The sequence below is a fragment of the Pseudomonas typographi genome, assembly GCF_014694385.1.
Lineage (GTDB): Bacteria > Pseudomonadota > Gammaproteobacteria > Pseudomonadales > Pseudomonadaceae > Aquipseudomonas > Aquipseudomonas typographi.
This window is the reverse complement of the sequence record NZ_JAAOCA010000005.1, coordinates 158,584-174,058: the sequence shown is the minus strand read 5'-3', so window position 1 is coordinate 174,058 and position 15,475 is coordinate 158,584. Positions and strand designations below refer to the sequence as shown.

12 protein-coding genes and 4 tRNA genes are annotated in these 15,475 nt (G+C 62.4%); 14 read left to right on the top strand and 2 right to left on the bottom strand.

What is annotated here, in order from left to right; translation table 11 throughout:
* Nucleotides 1-207: 207 nt before the first annotated feature.
* The 9 genes from uvrB (at nucleotide 208) to HAQ05_RS05415 (ending at nucleotide 6,487) form a co-directional block, all read left to right on the top strand.
* Nucleotides 208-2,223 (top strand): excinuclease ABC subunit UvrB, encoded by a 2,016-nt coding sequence (uvrB, locus tag HAQ05_RS05455; RefSeq protein WP_190418193.1) that lies wholly within the window; start codon nucleotides 208-210, stop codon nucleotides 2,221-2,223.
* Between the two features lie 56 nt (nucleotides 2,224-2,279).
* A complete protein-coding gene (gltX, locus tag HAQ05_RS05450; protein ID WP_190418191.1) occupies nucleotides 2,280-3,758 on the top strand; it encodes a glutamate--tRNA ligase in 1,479 nt (492 codons plus the stop codon).
* A 182-nt stretch (nucleotides 3,759-3,940) separates the two neighbouring features.
* Nucleotides 3,941-4,016: transfer RNA gene (locus HAQ05_RS05445), tRNA-Ala, on the top strand.
* Between the two features lie 74 nt (nucleotides 4,017-4,090).
* Nucleotides 4,091-4,166: transfer RNA gene (locus HAQ05_RS05440), tRNA-Glu, on the top strand.
* 50 nt (nucleotides 4,167-4,216) lie between these two features.
* Nucleotides 4,217-4,292, top strand: a tRNA-Ala gene (locus tag HAQ05_RS05435).
* A gap of 43 nt (nucleotides 4,293-4,335) precedes the next feature.
* A tRNA-Glu gene (locus HAQ05_RS05430) sits at nucleotides 4,336-4,411 on the top strand.
* 122 nt (nucleotides 4,412-4,533) lie between these two features.
* A complete protein-coding gene (locus HAQ05_RS05425; protein WP_190418189.1) occupies nucleotides 4,534-4,971 on the top strand; it encodes an acyl-CoA thioesterase in 438 nt (145 codons plus the stop codon).
* Nucleotides 4,972-4,979: 8 nt separating this feature from the next.
* Nucleotides 4,980-5,972: a tRNA dihydrouridine synthase gene (locus HAQ05_RS05420; RefSeq protein WP_190418186.1), complete on the top strand. Its 993-nt coding sequence runs from the start codon at nucleotides 4,980-4,982 to the stop codon at nucleotides 5,970-5,972.
* A 65-nt stretch (nucleotides 5,973-6,037) separates the two neighbouring features.
* The gene (locus HAQ05_RS05415) at nucleotides 6,038-6,487 is read left to right on the top strand and encodes an Hsp20 family protein (RefSeq protein ID WP_190418184.1); all 450 of its coding nucleotides are present in this window, start codon (nucleotides 6,038-6,040) and stop codon (nucleotides 6,485-6,487) included.
* 96 nt (nucleotides 6,488-6,583) lie between these two features.
* On the opposite strand, the gene HAQ05_RS05410 is transcribed toward HAQ05_RS05415, so the two are convergent.
* Nucleotides 6,584-8,686 carry a putative bifunctional diguanylate cyclase/phosphodiesterase gene (locus HAQ05_RS05410; protein ID WP_190418182.1) on the bottom strand — a complete coding sequence of 701 codons (2,103 nt, stop codon included), beginning with the start codon at nucleotides 8,684-8,686 and terminating at the stop codon, nucleotides 6,584-6,586.
* Nucleotides 8,687-8,727: 41 nt separating this feature from the next.
* Entirely contained in the window at nucleotides 8,728-9,606 is an 879-nt protein-coding gene (locus HAQ05_RS05405) for a LysR substrate-binding domain-containing protein (protein ID WP_190418180.1), read from the bottom strand.
* Between the two features lie 142 nt (nucleotides 9,607-9,748).
* Between HAQ05_RS05405 and leuC the strand changes: the two genes are divergently transcribed.
* The 5 genes from leuC (at nucleotide 9,749) to HAQ05_RS05380 (ending at nucleotide 15,412) form a co-directional block, all read left to right on the top strand.
* Nucleotides 9,749-11,182 carry a 3-isopropylmalate dehydratase large subunit gene (gene leuC, locus HAQ05_RS05400; protein ID WP_190418178.1) on the top strand — a complete coding sequence of 478 codons (1,434 nt, stop codon included), beginning with the start codon at nucleotides 9,749-9,751 and terminating at the stop codon, nucleotides 11,180-11,182.
* Complete coding sequence (gene leuD, locus HAQ05_RS05395; protein WP_190418176.1) at nucleotides 11,179-11,817, top strand: 3-isopropylmalate dehydratase small subunit; 639 nt, start codon at nucleotides 11,179-11,181, stop codon at nucleotides 11,815-11,817. The genes leuC and leuD overlap by 4 nt, the downstream gene beginning before the upstream one ends.
* A gap of 81 nt (nucleotides 11,818-11,898) precedes the next feature.
* The gene (gene leuB / locus HAQ05_RS05390; protein ID WP_190418174.1) at nucleotides 11,899-12,981 is read left to right on the top strand and encodes a 3-isopropylmalate dehydrogenase; all 1,083 of its coding nucleotides are present in this window, start codon (nucleotides 11,899-11,901) and stop codon (nucleotides 12,979-12,981) included.
* A 67-nt stretch (nucleotides 12,982-13,048) separates the two neighbouring features.
* Entirely contained in the window at nucleotides 13,049-14,161 is a 1,113-nt protein-coding gene (asd, locus tag HAQ05_RS05385; protein ID WP_190418172.1) for an aspartate-semialdehyde dehydrogenase, read from the top strand.
* A 255-nt stretch (nucleotides 14,162-14,416) separates the two neighbouring features.
* The gene (locus tag HAQ05_RS05380; protein ID WP_190418170.1) at nucleotides 14,417-15,412 is read left to right on the top strand and encodes an aspartate-semialdehyde dehydrogenase; all 996 of its coding nucleotides are present in this window, start codon (nucleotides 14,417-14,419) and stop codon (nucleotides 15,410-15,412) included.
* Nucleotides 15,413-15,475 lie beyond the last annotated feature (63 nt).

Sequence of the window (15,475 nt, the reverse complement as noted above, 5' to 3'; positions counted from 1 at the left end):
CGCAGAGAGCGCATGAGAACGGTACGAGAGTATAGAGGGCAGGTGGCCGGTTCGCGACGGGTTGCACCTGGTTTTACCCGGTTTTTTGCACGGCACCATGAAGCGGCCGGGGCCTGTACGGTGGTTTGACGCCGGCCGGCTTCGGCAGTACTGTTTATCGATACAGTTTAAGCCAGGCGTTTCGCCCTGGCTGCCGATGAGGTCACGATGTCCCGATTCCAACTCGTTACCCCTTATACGCCCGCGGGCGACCAACCCGAGGCGATCCGCCTGATGGTCGAAGGCATCGAGGCCGGGCTTGCCCACCAGACCCTGCTCGGGGTCACCGGCTCGGGCAAAACGTTCAGCATCGCCAACGTGATCGAGCAAGTGCAGCGCCCGACTCTGGTACTGGCCCCCAACAAAACATTGGCGGCGCAGTTGTATGGGGAGTTCAAGGCGTTTTTCCCGCACAACGCGGTGGAGTACTTCGTTTCGTATTACGACTATTATCAGCCCGAAGCCTACGTGCCGTCGTCGGACACCTTCATCGAAAAAGACGCCTCCATCAATGACCATATCGAGCAAATGCGCCTGTCGGCGACCAAGGCACTGCTCGAGCGTAAAGACACCATCATCGTGACCACCGTCTCATGCATCTACGGCCTGGGCAGCCCCGATGCCTACCTGCGCATGGTGCTGCACATCGACCGTGGCGATAAAATGGACCAGCGCGAGTTGTTGCGCAGGCTCGCTGAGCTGCAATACACCCGCAACGAAATGGACTTCGCCCGCGCCACCTTTCGTGTGCGCGGCGACGTCATCGACGTGTTCCCGGCCGAGTCGGACCTCGAAGCCATTCGCGTGGAGCTGTTCGACGATGAGGTAGAGAACATTTCGGCGTTCGACCCCCTTACTGGCGAGGTTATCCGCCGTTTGCCGCGTTTTACCTTTTACCCCAAAACCCACTACGTGACCCCGCGTGAAACCCTGTTGGAGGCGGTCGAGCAGATCAAGCTCGATCTGCAGGAGCGGCTGGAGTACCTGCGCGGGGCCAACAAGCTGGTAGAGGCCCAGCGCCTCGAGCAGCGCACCCGTTTCGACCTGGAGATGATCCTCGAACTGGGTTACTGCAACGGCATCGAGAACTACTCGCGATACCTTTCGGGTCGGCCGGCGGGCGCCCCGCCACCCACGCTGTACGATTATCTGCCCGCTGACGCGCTGCTGGTGATCGACGAGTCCCACGTCAGCGTTCCGCAAGTGGGGGCCATGTACAAGGGCGACCGCTCGCGCAAGGAAACCCTGGTCGAATACGGCTTTCGCCTGCCCTCGGCGCTGGATAACCGGCCGATGCGCTTCGACGAGTGGGAGGCTGTCAGCCCGCAAACCATCTTCGTCTCTGCCACCCCCGGGCCCTACGAACAAGCCCATGCCGGGCGTGTGATCGAGCAGGTGGTGCGGCCCACCGGGTTGGTCGACCCCGAGGTGGAAGTGCGCCCGGCCAGCACCCAGGTCGATGACCTACTGTCTCAAATCAGTACGCGCGTGGCACTCGACCAGCGCGTACTGGTGACCACGCTGACCAAGCGCATGGCCGAAGACCTCACGGATTACCTGGCCGATCACGACGTGCGGGTGCGCTACCTGCACTCGGACATCGACACTGTAGAGCGGGTGGAGATTATCCGTGACCTGCGCCTGGGCACCTTCGACGTGTTGGTCGGCATCAACTTGCTGCGCGAAGGCCTCGACATGCCCGAGGTGGCGTTGGTGGCGATACTCGATGCCGACAAGGAGGGCTTTCTGCGTTCGGAACGCTCGTTGATCCAGACCATCGGCCGGGCCGCGCGCAACCTGCATGGCAAAGCCATCCTGTACGCCGACCACATGACCGGCTCCATGGAACGGGCGATCAACGAAACAGACCGCCGGCGGGAGCGACAAGTCGCCTTCAACCAGGCCCACGGTATTGTGCCAAAGGGCGTGGTCAAGGGCATCGCGGATATCCTCGAAGGCGCCACGGTGCCGGGCGGGCGCAGCAAGAAGCGTAAGGCGGCGGCCAAGGCCGAAGAGGCTGCCAATGCCAGGCAGGCGCAACTGCGAACACCGGAAGACATCGCCAAGCGCATCCGTAGCCTCGAAGAGCAGATGCTGCAATATGCCCGAGATCTGGAGTTCGAGGCGGCGGCGCAAACCCGCGACGAAATCGGCAAGCTGCGCGAGCGGTTGATGGTGGGGTAAGGCCCCGCCAAAACCTGCTAACATCGCCGGTTTGTTCTGTTTGCTTGAGATTGCCCATGAGCACCGTTCGTACCCGTATCGCGCCTTCGCCTACCGGCGACCCCCACGTTGGCACGGCTTACATCGCTTTGTTCAACTATTGCTTTGCCAAGCAGCATGGTGGTGAATTCATACTGCGTATCGAAGACACCGACCAGTTGCGCTCGACCCGCGAATCGGAACAGCAGATCTTCGATGCCCTACGTTGGTTGGGTATCGAATGGAACGAAGGCCCGGACGTGGGCGGGCCCCATGGGCCCTATCGGCAGAGCGAACGGGGGCAGATCTACCAGCGCTACGTGCAGCAATTGGTCGACGCCGGCCATGCCTTCCCATGCTTTTGCACCGCCGAGGAGCTGGAGCAGATGCGCGCCGAGCAGCAGGCGCGTGGCGAGACCCCACGTTACGATGGCCGCGCATTGCTGCTGTCGGCGGACGAGGTGCAGCGCCGCCTAGCCGCCGGTGAGCCGCATGTTATTCGCATGAAGGTGCCGAGCGAAGGCGTGTGCATCGTGCCCGACCTGCTGCGTGGCGACGTGGAGATCCCGTGGGACCGCATGGACATGCAGGTGCTGATGAAAGCCGACGGGCTGCCTACGTACTTTCTGGCCAATGTGGTCGATGACCACCTGATGGGCATCACCCACGTGCTGCGCGGCGAGGAATGGCTGCCTTCGGCACCCAAGCTGATAAAGCTCTACGAATACTTCGGCTGGGAGCAGCCTAAGCTGTGCTACATGCCGCTGTTGCGCAACCCCGACAAGAGCAAGCTCTCCAAACGCAAGAACCCTACCTCGGTCACGTTCTATGAGCGCATGGGCTTTTTGCCTGAGGCCATGCTCAATTACCTGGGGCGCATGGGCTGGTCCATGCCCGATGAGCGTGAAAAGTTCTCGCTGGCCGATATGGTCGAGCATTTCGACCTCTCGCGGGTGTCGTTGGGTGGGCCGATTTTCGACATCGAGAAACTCTCCTGGCTCAATGGCCAATGGCTGCGCGAGCTGCCGGTGGAACAATTCGCCGAGCGTGCTCGGCAATGGGCGTTCAACAATGACTACCTGATGCGCATCGCCCCGCATGTGCAGGGGCGGGTGGAAACATTCTCGCAAATTGCTCCCCTGGCCGGGTTTTTCTTCCAGGGCGGGGTACAGCCGGACCCGGCCCTGTTCGCCCATAAGAAGCTCAATGCGGACCAAGTGCGGCAGATGATGCAGTGGATTTTGTGGAAGCTCGAAGCCTTGCGCACCTGGGAAAAAGACCGCATCACCGCCTGCATCCAGCAGGTTGCCGAGGCGCTGGGGCTTAAGCTGCGTGATGCGATGCCCTTGATGTTCGCTGCCATCACTGGCCAGGCCAATTCCGTGTCGGTACTCGACGCCATGGAGATTCTCGGGCCAGACCTGACCCGATACCGCCTGCGCCAGGCGCTGGAGTTGCTCGGCGGGGTATCGAAGAGGGAAAACAAGGAGTGGGAGAAGCTGTTCGCCGCGCTCTGACGTGCCGGCCGTCGCAACTGGGGTAAGGGTACCGCGGCCTCGCCCCAGGCGCTGCCCTAACTCATTGAAAGCCTTTGAAAAAAATTTAAGGGTTTTTTGAAATTCTGTTTGACAGGGTAGGGCGGGGCCCTTAATATGCGCCCCGTCCACGACACGGCGCCGAAATCACGGTGTCGACCTGTGGGGCTATAGCTCAGCTGGGAGAGCGCTTGCATGGCATGCAAGAGGTCAACGGTTCGATCCCGTTTAGCTCCACCACATTCCAAGTTTCGCAGTCGGTTTTTTGACTTCGGAAGGATCAGCCACCAGACTGGTCCGTGGTAGAAGGTCATGTCCCCTTCGTCTAGTGGCCTAGGACACCGCCCTTTCACGGCGGTAACAGGGGTTCGAGTCCCCTAGGGGACGCCACTTTCACATCGTATCGCCGGTAAGGGGTACGCGCCGACAGGCGTAAAATCGGGGCTATAGCTCAGCTGGGAGAGCGCTTGCATGGCATGCAAGAGGTCAACGGTTCGATCCCGTTTAGCTCCACCAATTCTGCCCAGGCTCGCTGAAACGAGCCCGCGCGAAGGTTTGCGTCCCCTTCGTCTAGTGGCCTAGGACACCGCCCTTTCACGGCGGTAACAGGGGTTCGAGTCCCCTAGGGGACGCCACTGTTGCCCCGATCTCCGGGAATCAAGGCTCATTCGATTATTGAATGGGCCTTTTGTTTTTTTCGGCGGCAAACTATCCAGCGGGCGTGTGCGGCGACCGCACGTTTGCCAAAGGAGTACCCATGAACTGGGACGCACCTGAACCTTTCACCTTGCCGCTGGCAGTTGGCCCCGACGACATCGACGGCCTCGGCCACGCCAACAATGCCGTTTACGTGGCCTGGCTGGAGCGCTGCGCCTGGCGCCACTCCCAGCAACTCGGTCTGGACTTGGCTGAATACCGCCGCCTTGATCGGGCTATGGCGGTGGTGCGCCACGAAATCGACTACCTGGCAGCAGCCTATGAAGGCGACGCGTTGGTGATGGCCACGTGGATCGCCGACTGGGACGAAAAAATCCGCATGAACCGCCGTTTCCAATTGGTGCGCCCCGCCGACGGCGTGACCGTGCTGCGGGCACAGACCACCTTCGTGTGTATCGAGCTCTCCAGTGGCAAGGCCAAACGCATGCCTGGGGCATTCCTCAGTGGCTACGGCGCCGCCCTGATGCGCCACGGGTGAAGGCCCCCATGCAGATTGCGCTGGCACCGATGGAGGGCCTGGTCGACGACATTCTCCGTGAGGTGCTCACCGAGGTCGGCGGCATCGACTGGTGTGTGACCGAATTCATACGGGTATCGGACCGCGCCTTGCAGCCGCCGGCGTTCCTCAAGCTTGCGCCCGAGCTTGCGCGGGGCAGCCGCACCCGTGCCGGCGTGCCGCTGCGCGTGCAGTTGCTCGGCAGCGACCCGTCGCTGCTCGGTGAGAGTGCGGCCGCCGCCTGCGAGCTGGGCGCGCCGGTGATCGATCTTAACTTCGGCTGCCCCGCCAAAACGGTGAACCGTTCCCGTGGCGGTGCGGTGTTGCTGAACGAGCCGGAGCTGTTGCACGCCATCGTCAGCAGCGTGCGCCGCCACACCCCGGCCCATGTGCCGGTGACCGCGAAGATGCGCCTGGGTTATGCCAGCCCCCATGGCGCCCTGGATTGCGCCCGGGCGTTGGAAAGCGGTGGTGCCGAGCAGATCGTGGTGCACGCCCGTACCAAACTCGACGGTTACAAGCCGCCGGCCCATTGGGAGTGGGTCGCGCGCGTGCAGGGTGCGGTCAAGGTGCCGGTGTACGCCAATGGGGACATCTGGTCGGTGGCCGACTGGCAACGTTGCCGCCAGGTGTGCGGCGCCCATGATGTGATGCTGGGCCGCGGGCTGGTGTCGCGCCCAGACCTGGCGCGGCAGATCGCCGCTGCCGAGCAGGGCGTAGCGTTAGCGCCGATGGCCTGGGAGCAGGCGCTGCCGCTGCTACAGCGCTTTTGGCGGTTGGCCACCGATAAGTTGTCGCCGCGCTATGCGCCGGGGCGCCTCAAGCAATGGGTAGCGATGCTGACCCGCAGTTACCCCGAGGCGAGCACGCTATTCGAACAATTGCGGCGGGAAACCGATTGCCAGCGTATCGCCAGGCTGATCGGGCTGGATGAAAAAAGCCCGACGAACGGTCTTGAAAGGCGCGAGGCCATCTCCATTTAGTGAGTACGCGATGCCGAAGACGGGTCGCGTAATGAACCTACTCGCTGAATTTCAGGAGAATGACCATGACTACTGCTTTTTCCCTGGCTCCACTGTTTCGCCAGTCCATCGGTTTCGACCGGTTCAATGATCTGTTCGAGTCTGCCGCGCGCAACGAATCGGGCAGCGGTTACCCTCCCTACAACGTGGAGAAGCATGGCGATGAACACTACCGCATCGTTGTGGCCGCCGCAGGGTTCGAAGAACAGGACCTTGAGCTGGAGGTCGAAAAAGGTGTGCTGACGGTCAGCGGCGGCAAGCAGCGTGACGCCGAGGCCCAGAACGTGACCTACTTGCATCAGGGCATTGCCCAGCGGGGCTTCAAGTTGTCCTTCCGCTTGGCCGACCATATCGAGGTCAAGGGCGCAGCCTTGGTGAATGGGCTGCTCAATATCGACCTGCTGCGGGTTGTGCCGGAAGAGGCTAAGGCCAAACGCATCCCGATCGGGAGCACTGCGCCGGCATTGCAACATTGATCGCTTGATGTGGCTGTAAAAAGGGGGGGCGCCTGGTGGGGCGCCCCCCTTTTTATTCCAGCTTGGCCACAAGGGCGGACGCCGCTGCGGCAGCGTTTACCCCTCGCCGGTCAGTAATGCCCGGAACGCCGGCCAGGGTACCGGCCGGCTGTACAAGTAGCCCTGGTACAAGTGGCAGCCCAGGCGTTCGAGGAACTCCAATTGTTCGGACAGCTCCACACCCTCGGCGATCACGGTGAGGTCAAGGCTGCGCGCCATCGCGACGATCGCCCGGATGATCTCGGCATCGTTGGGGTCGCTGGTACAGTCGCGCACGAACGACTGGTCGATTTTCAGCGCGTCCACCGGCAACCGTTTGAGGTAGGTCAGCGACGAATAGCCTGTGCCGAAGTCGTCCATGGCGAAGCTGACCCCAAGTTTTTTCAAGGCGCGCATCTTGCTGATGGTGTCTTCCAGGTTCTGGATCACGATGCCTTCGGTGATTTCCAGCTTGAGCAGGCTGCACGGCAATTGGTTGTGGCTGAGACTGCGCTCGACGCGCTCGACGAAATCTACCTGGCGAAACTGCCGAGGGCTGATATTCACGCACAGGCTGAAGTCGCTGGCATCGATAAGCCCCTCATGCAGCAGGCGGGCACAGGCGCCGCAAGCTTCGTCGAGAATCCAATTGCCGACTTCGAGGATCATGCCGCTTTCTTCCAGCACTTGGATGAACTGCGCTGGCGATTGCTGGCCCAGTTGCGGGTGCAACCAGCGCAGTAACACTTCGGCCCCCACGATGTGATCCTCGCGGGCGTCCACCTGGGGCTGGAAGTGCAAATGAAATTCGCCACGGGCCATGGCCAAGCGCAAGTCGTTTTCCAGGCGCAGGCGTTCGCTGGCGACCTTCTGCATGGTGCTGTGGAACAACTGTGCGGTGTTGCGCCCGGAATCCTTGGCCCGGTACAGGGCGATGTCGGCGCGTTTGAGCAGGTCGGCCGGCTGTGTGCCATGGTCCGGAATCAGTGCCATACCGATACTCGGGGTGACCAGCAGGCGGTGGCCGTCGAGGGTCATGGGTTCGGCCAGCAGCTCGCGCAGGCCGTCGGCGGCCTGGCGCACCTGCAGGGTGACTTCGCTGCGAGTGCCTTCCAGGCCGCTGATCAGCACCACGAACTCGTCGCCGCCCAGGCGGGCAACGGTGTCCTCCAGGCGCACGCTGGCCTCCAGGCGTGCGGTGATGATCTTCAGCACGGCGTCGCCGACGGGGTGGCCGAGCGAGTCGTTGATGTGTTTGAAGTGATCCAAGTCCAGAAAGAGTAGGGCGCCCCGCTGGTTGTTGCGCTTGAGGTGCGTGACTTGCTGGCTGATGCGGTCCATCAGCAGAGCGCGGTTGGGTAAGTTGGTGAGCGGGTCGTGGTAGGCCAAGTGCTGGATCTGCGCTTGGGCGCTTTTGAGCTGGGTGACGTCGCGGGCCGTGAACAGCAGGCAGGCGATACCGTTCAGGGTGATCGGCTCGGCCGACATTTCCAGGCTTACCCGCTCACCGTGCTTGCGCCGGGCGACGATTTCCCGGTGGGTAACCCGCCCGTACCGTTCGATGTCGGCCAGCAACGCCTGGCACTGCAGGCCATCGCCCCATAGCATCAGCTCTTCGGCGGTATGCCCGAGTATGTCTTCGCTGGGCCAGCCAAAGGTTTCGCTGAAACACGGGTTCACCTCAATGAAACGGCCACTGGCCCGTTCGATGACACTGATCGGGTAGGGGCTTGCCTGGAACAACCGGGCGAAGCGGTCTTCGGCGGTGGCCAGCGGGCGCAGCGGGCGTATTACGCCGGCCAATACGCGATGGCCGGCTTGCTCCAGCAGCCGGGCGTCGAGCTCTAGCCATTGCAGCGTGCCGCCCTCGCCGGCCACACGGTGTGCCAACGGCATTGGCCCGGCTTCACCCTGCGCGGCGCGGTTCAGGGCACGCTCAACGCGGGCGCGGTCTTGTTCATGAACCCGTTGTATATAAGCCGCGTACTGTTGCGGCGGGGTGCCTGGCGCCAGGCCCAACAGCGCCAGTGCCCTGGCAGAGCCTTGCCATAAGCCGCTGGCCAGGTCCCAGCGCCAGGCCCCAAGGTTGGCGCCCTCCAGCGCCATTATCATCAGGCTGGGGTCTTCCTGCGGCGGCGCCCGGTGTGGTGACCGCGGCGAAGGGGCGTCGTATTCAGGCATCGGTGCGGGCTTCCTTCAGGCGGCGTGAGTGTCTCCAGTCGTCAAGCAAAGACGATTTCCGCCTCAAGTAAAGCCATGAATGCTCGCGCGGCGTTCGACAGCGTGCGCTCGGTGTGAACGATGTAGCCCAGCCGGCGGCTCATTTGGATCCCCGGCAGCGCCAGGCGCACGACTTGATCATCGAGCATGGTGCGCGGCAGCACGCTCCAGGCGATACCAATAGAAACCATCATCTTGATGGTTTCCAGGTAATTGGTGCTCATGGCGATATTGGGCGTCAGGCCTTGGGCACGGAACAAGTGTTGTACGATATGGTGCGTAAATGTGTTGTTGCCCGGAAACACAGCCGGGTGGCCGGCGATGTCCGCCGGTGTAACGTGGACCTGGCGCGCCAGCGCGTGCTCCGGGGCGGCGACGAAGTCCAGCGGGTCGTCCCATATCGGTACGGCCTTGATCAGCCCATAGGGTTCTGGCGCCAGGGTGATCACTGCGACTTCGGCGCGGCCATGGAGGATTTCGTCGTAGGCCACTTCCGAGTCGAGAAACTGGATATCCAGCGCAACGTTCGGGTAGCGCTTGGTGAATGCCCGCAGCACTGGCGGCAGGCGATGCAGGCCGATATGGTGGCTGGTGGCAAGGGTAAGCCTGCCGCTGACTTCGCCGTTGAGGTTAGTCAGGGCGCGGCGGGTGTCATCCAGCACATTGACGATCTGGTACGCACGCGGCAACAGCGCGCGGCCTGCTTCGGTCAGGCTCACTTCCCGCCCCAGGCGGTCGAACAAGCGGTTCTCCAACTGCGCTTCAAGGCTGGCTATGCGCTTGCTGATCGCCGGTTGGGTCAAGTGCAGGCGCTCCCCGGCCGCCGAAAAGCTGCCCAGTTCGGCAATGGCGATGAAGGCGCTGAGGTTGGCCACATCCACGGGCGAAATTCCTTTGTGTTATGCGGTTCATAAAAAGTATGAATTTGAGTTATTCAATTTAGCGCTATAGCATTCTAAGCTACAAGCCCTCTCTGTATCGCCAGAGAGAAAAGGCATAGAAAGTCCTGATGAGGAATCGCAAATGGCCGGCAAGACCCTGTATGACAAGCTCTGGGATTCACACGTGGTCAAGCAGCGCGACGATGGCTCTTCACTGATCTACATCGACCGCCACATCGTGCACGAAGTCACCTCGCCGCAGGCCTTCGAGGGCCTGCGCCTGGCCTCGCGCAAGGTGTGGCGGGTCGACTCGATCGTGGCCACCCCTGACCATAACGTGCCGACCACCCCCGACCGCAAAGGGGGCATCGAGGCCATCGCCGACGAGGTGTCGCGCCTTCAAGTACAAACCCTCGACGACAACTGTGAAGAATATGGCATCACCGAGTTCACGATGAACGACCCGCGCCAGGGCATCGTTCACGTAATCGGCCCGGAGCAGGGCGCGACGCTGCCGGGGATGACCGTGGTCTGCGGCGACTCGCACACCTCCACCCATGGAGCATTTGGCGCGCTGGCGCACGGTATCGGCACCTCCGAGGTCGAACACGTGTTGGCCACCCAATGCCTGGTCGCCAAAAAAATGAAAAATATGCAGGTGCTGGTCGAAGGCGCGCTGCCAGTGGGCGTGACCGCCAAAGACATCGTACTGGCCGTGATCGGCAAGATCGGCACCGCGGGCGGCAATGGCCACGCCATGGAGTTCGCTGGCAGCGCCATCCGCGAGCTGTCGATGGAAGGCCGGATGACCTTGTGCAACATGTCGATCGAAGCGGGCGCCCGGGTGGGCATGGTTGCCTGCGACGCCAAGACCATCGCCTACGTCAAGGGCCGCCCGTTCGCGCCCAGCGGTGAGCAATGGGAGCAGGCGGTAGCGGCGTGGTCAGGCTTGAAGTCCGACGACGATGCCGTGTTCGACACGGTGGTGCGCATGGAGGCGGCGCAGATCAAGCCACAGGTCAGTTGGGGCACATCGCCAGAAATGGTCCTGGCCGTGGACCAGAACGTGCCGGACCCGGCCCGCGAGCCCGACCTGATCAAGCGCGGCTCGATCGAGCGGGCACTCAAGTACATGGGCCTGCGTGCCAACCAGCCGATTACCGAGATCCAGCTCGATCGCGTGTTCATCGGCTCGTGTACCAATTCGCGGATCGAAGACCTGCGCGCTGCCGCTGAAGTGGCCAAGGGTCGCAAGGTGGCAGCAAGCGTCAAACAGGCGATCGTGGTGCCCGGCTCGGGCCTGGTCAAGGCGCAAGCCGAGCAGGAAGGGCTCGATAAGGTGTTCATCGCCGCCGGCTTCGAATGGCGTGAGCCGGGCTGCTCCATGTGCCTGGCAATGAACCCGGACCGGCTCGAATCCGGCGAGCATTGCGCCTCCACCTCCAACCGCAACTTCGAAGGGCGCCAGGGTGCCGGTGGCCGCACCCACCTGGTGAGCCCGGCGATGGCCGCCGCCGCCGCGGTAGCCGGCCATTTCGTCGACGTTCGTGAATTGACCCAAGGGAGCGCAGCATGAAAGCCTTTACCCAGCACATCGGCTTGGCGGCGCCTTTGGACCGCGCCAACGTCGACACCGACCAGATCATTCCAAAGCAATTCTTGAAATCGATCAAGCGCACCGGCTTCGGCCCCAACTTGTTCGACGAATGGCGCTACCTAGATGTTGGCCAACCGTATCAAGACAACAGCAAGCGCCCGATCAACCCGGATTTCGTGCTCAACCAACCACGCTACCAGGGGGTCAGTGTGTTGCTGGCGCGGGAAAACTTCGGTTGCGGCTCCAGCCGGGAGCATGCGCCCTGGGCCTTGGACGAATATGGCTTTCGCTGCGTGATCGCACCGAGCTTCGCCGATATTTTCTACAACAACAGTTTCAAGAACGGCTTGCTGCCGATCATCCTCGGCGCGGCCGAGGTCGATGAGCTGTTCCAGCAGGTCGAGGCTGAGCACGGTTATCGGTTGACCATCGACTTGGCCGCCGGCACCGTGACCCGCCCCGATGGCAAGGCGTACACTTTCGAAATAGACGAATTCCGCCGGCACTGCTTGCTCAATGGCTTGGATGACATCGGCCTGACCCTGCAGGATGCAGACGCCATCCGTGCCTTCGAAGCACGCCACCGCCAGCAACAGCCCTGGCTGTTTCGCTAATGACATGGGCAACTCACTAAGCCGCCGCGGCCCCACGGCTGTGCGCTTCGGTGGGTTGCCACATTTTGATAAGAGGAAAGCATGAGCAAGCAGATCCTGATTCTTCCCGGCGACGGTATCGGCCCCGAGATCACCGCCGAGGCGGTCAAGGTGCTGGAACTGGCCAGCGAGAAGTTTTCCCTGGGCTTCGAATTGCACCACGATGTAATCGGTGGTGCGGCGATTGACCGGCACGGCGTGCCATTGGCCGATTCGACCCTGGCGCTGGCACGCAAGGTCGATGCCGTGCTGCTGGGCGCCGTGGGCGGCCCGAAGTGGGATAAGATCGAGCGTGACATCCGCCCCGAGCGCGGCCTGTTGAAGATCCGTTCGCAGTTGGGCCTGTTCGGCAACCTGCGCCCGGCCATCCTTTACCCGCAATTGGCCGATGCCTCCAGCCTTAAGCGCGACATCGTCGCCGGGCTGGATATCCTGATCGTTCGTGAGCTTACCGGCGGTATCTACTTTGGTAGCCCACGGGGCACCCGTGAACTGGAAAACGGCGAGCGCCAGGCCTACGACACCCTGCCTTACAGCGAAAGCGAGATCCGTCGGATCGCCAAGGTGGGCTTCGAGATGGCCCAGGTGCGGGGCAAGAAGCTGTGCTCGGTCGACAAGGCCAATGTGTTGGCCTCCAGCCAATTGTGGCGTGAAGTGGTCGAGCAGGTGGCACAGGGCTACCCGGACATAGAACTGAGCCATATGTATGTGGACAATGCCGCCATGCAACTGGTGCGCGCGCCCAAGCAGTTCGATGTGATAGTTACCGACAACATGTTCGGCGACATCCTGTCGGATGAAGCCTCCATGCTCACCGGCTCTATCGGTATGCTGCCGTCGGCGTCGCTGGACGCCAATGGCAAAGGTATGTACGAACCGTGCCACGGGTCGGCGCCGGACATCGCCGGGCAGGGGGTCGCCAACCCGCTGGCGACCATCCTCTCGGTATCGATGATGCTGCGTTACAGCTTCGCCCAAACCGAAGCCGCTGCGGCTATCGAGCAGGCGGTGAGCCGGGTGCTCGACCAGGGCCTGCGTACCGGAGACATTTGGTCCGAAGGCTGCAAGAAGGTCGGTACGCGGGAAATGGGCGACGCTGTAGTCGCGGCCCTGCGAAATCTGTAATCTCTCGGGCCCACCGCAAAGTACCCCCGGGCGCGGTGGCCCACTTCTAACCAAGGTGTAGTGTGCGATGAAACGTGTAGGTCTGATCGGTTGGCGCGGTATGGTTGGCTCTGTGCTCATGCAGCGGATGCTGGAAGAGCAAGACTTCGACCTGATCGAACCGGTGTTCTTCACCACCTCCAACGTGGGCGGCGAAGGGCCGGCCATCGGCAAGGACGTGGCGCCGCTGAAAGACGCCTACAGCATCGACGAGCTCAAGACACTCGACGTGATCCTGACCTGCCAGGGCGGCGACTACACCCAAGAAGTGTTCCCTCGGTTACGCGAAGCCGGCTGGCAAGGCTACTGGATCGATGCGGCGTCGAGCCTGCGCATGCAGGATGACGCCGTCATCGTTCTCGACCCGGTCAACCGCAAGGCTATTGACCATCAGCTTGACGCCGGTACCCGCAACTACATCGGCGGGAACTGTACCGTAAGCTTGATGCTGATGGGTCTGGGTGGGTTGTTCGAAGCCGGGTTGGTGGAGTGGATGAGCGCCATGACCTACCAGGCCGCCTCCGGTGCCGGTGCGCAGAACATGCGTGAGCTGGTCCGCCAAATGGGCGTTAGCCACGCAGCGGTTGCCGATGACCTAGCCAACCCGGCCAGCGCCATCCTCGACATCGACCGCAAAGTCGCCGAAGCCATGCGCAGCGATGGGTACCCCACCGAGCACTTCGGTGTACCGCTGGCAGGCAGCCTGATCCCGTGGATCGACAAGGAACTGCCCAACGGCCAAAGCCGCGAAGAATGGAAAGGGCAGGCCGAAACCAACAAAATACTCGGCCGCTTCAAGAGCCCGATCCCCATTGACGGCATCTGTGTGCGCATAGGGGCGATGCGCTGCCATAGCCAGGCCTTGACGATCAAGCTGAACAAAGACGTGCCGATTGCCGACATCGAAGGGCTGATCAGCCAGCACAACCCTTGGGTGAAGCTGGTGCCGAACCACCGTGATGCCAGTATGCAAGAGCTGACCCCCACCCAGGTCACCGGCACCCTGAACGTTCCGGTGGGCCGCCTGCACAAGCTGAACATGGGCTCGCAGTACCTGGGCGCTTTCACGGTCGGCGACCAACTGCTATGGGGCGCGGCCGAGCCGCTGCGGCGCATGCTGCGCATCCTGCTGGAGCGCTGATACACGGCATTGCCCCGCCAGCGGCCATCCCCAGGTGCCGAACAGCGGGTTTATCCCGCGGGGAACGCCGGCGGTGCTCGTGGGCAATCCCATGTGCAGCCATTTCAGCGCCCTGCAGGCCATGGACGGCAGCACCTTTCCTATTTGGCCTCGGCCATCCACCCCGCTTGCCCTGTTCACCGCTTGACCGTGCGGTGACTGGGTGGCACGCAGGCTCCTATTCTTTACAAGCCCCCTACCCAAAGGCGCTCTATCATGCAGACCCCCCTGAACATCGCCATCGTTGGCGCCACCGGCAGCGTGGGCGAGGCGCTGGTTGAAATCCTCGAAGAGCGGGCCTTCCCCGTGGGCGACCTGCACCTGCTGGCCAGCATGGAATCGGCTGGCAAGGCCGTGGCGTTTCGTGGCAAGAATGTGCGCGTTCGTGAAGTGGACAGCTTCGATTTCAAGCAGGTGGGGTTGGTGTTCTTCGCCGCCGGCGAAGCGGTGAGCCATACCTTCGCGCCCCGCGCGATCGAGGCCGGCTGCGCCGTGGTGGACCTTGCCGGCGCGCTGCAGGCGCCGGCAGTGGTACCCGAAGCCAATGCCCAGGCATTCTTGGCCGGGCGCAAGGCGGTAAGCCCTTGCAGCCCGGCTATCGCGCTGGCCGTGGCATTGGCTCCGTTGCGCGGGATGCTGGCGATGCAACAGGTAACGGTCACCGCTTGCCTGGCGGTGTCGTCCCAGGGCCGTGAAGGGGTGGCCGAACTCGCCCGGCAAACCGCCGAACTGCTCAACGTGCGGCCGTTGGAACCGGCGTTCTTCGACCGCCAGGTGGCCTTCAACCTGCTGGCCCAGGTGGGCGCCCCTGATGCATTAGGCCACCTAACCCTTGAAAAGCGCATCGCCGAGCAATTGCGCGAAACCCTGGGGCTGCCTTTACTAAGCATATCGACCACCTGCCTACAGGCACCGGTGTTTTTCGGTGACAGCCTGGCGCTGTGCATCCGTACCCAGGGCCCCGTCGATATCACCCAGGTGCGCGCTGTGCTGTCGGTCGCACCAGGGTTGGAACTGGTCGAGGAGCCGGGCGACTACCCTACCGCCGTCGGCGATGCGGTGGGCCAGGACGTGGTGTACGCGGGGCGCTTGCGCCCCGGCTTGGATGACCCTTGTGAGCTTAATCTATGGTTGGTGCTGGACAACGTGCGCAAAGGCGCAGCCTTGAATGCTGTGCAAATAGCCGAATTGTTGATAAAAGACCTTACCTAAAAGATACTTGGGCGAACTTGTTCGTTGCGTTTCGGGCTTCACCCCGTAAGTTCACAAAGGAAT

Excerpts from the sequence above, each read along its gene's own strand:
- uvrB (WP_190418193.1), top strand. The coding sequence starts at position 208 with ATGTCCCGATTCCAACTCGTTACCCCTTATACGCCCGCGGGCGACCAA.
- gltX (WP_190418191.1), top strand. The coding sequence starts at position 2,280 with ATGAGCACCGTTCGTACCCGTATCGCGCCTTCGCCTACCGGCGACCCC.
- HAQ05_RS05425 (WP_190418189.1), top strand. The coding sequence starts at position 4,534 with ATGAACTGGGACGCACCTGAACCTTTCACCTTGCCGCTGGCAGTTGGC.
- HAQ05_RS05420 (WP_190418186.1), top strand. The coding sequence starts at position 4,980 with ATGCAGATTGCGCTGGCACCGATGGAGGGCCTGGTCGACGACATTCTC.
- HAQ05_RS05415 (WP_190418184.1), top strand. The coding sequence starts at position 6,038 with ATGACTACTGCTTTTTCCCTGGCTCCACTGTTTCGCCAGTCCATCGGT.
- HAQ05_RS05410 (WP_190418182.1), bottom strand. The coding sequence starts at position 8,686 with ATGCCTGAATACGACGCCCCTTCGCCGCGGTCACCACACCGGGCGCCG.
- leuC (WP_190418178.1), top strand. The coding sequence starts at position 9,749 with ATGGCCGGCAAGACCCTGTATGACAAGCTCTGGGATTCACACGTGGTC.
- leuD (WP_190418176.1), top strand. The coding sequence starts at position 11,179 with ATGAAAGCCTTTACCCAGCACATCGGCTTGGCGGCGCCTTTGGACCGC.
- leuB (WP_190418174.1), top strand. The coding sequence starts at position 11,899 with ATGAGCAAGCAGATCCTGATTCTTCCCGGCGACGGTATCGGCCCCGAG.
- asd (WP_190418172.1), top strand. The coding sequence starts at position 13,049 with ATGAAACGTGTAGGTCTGATCGGTTGGCGCGGTATGGTTGGCTCTGTG.
- HAQ05_RS05380 (WP_190418170.1), top strand. The coding sequence starts at position 14,417 with ATGCAGACCCCCCTGAACATCGCCATCGTTGGCGCCACCGGCAGCGTG.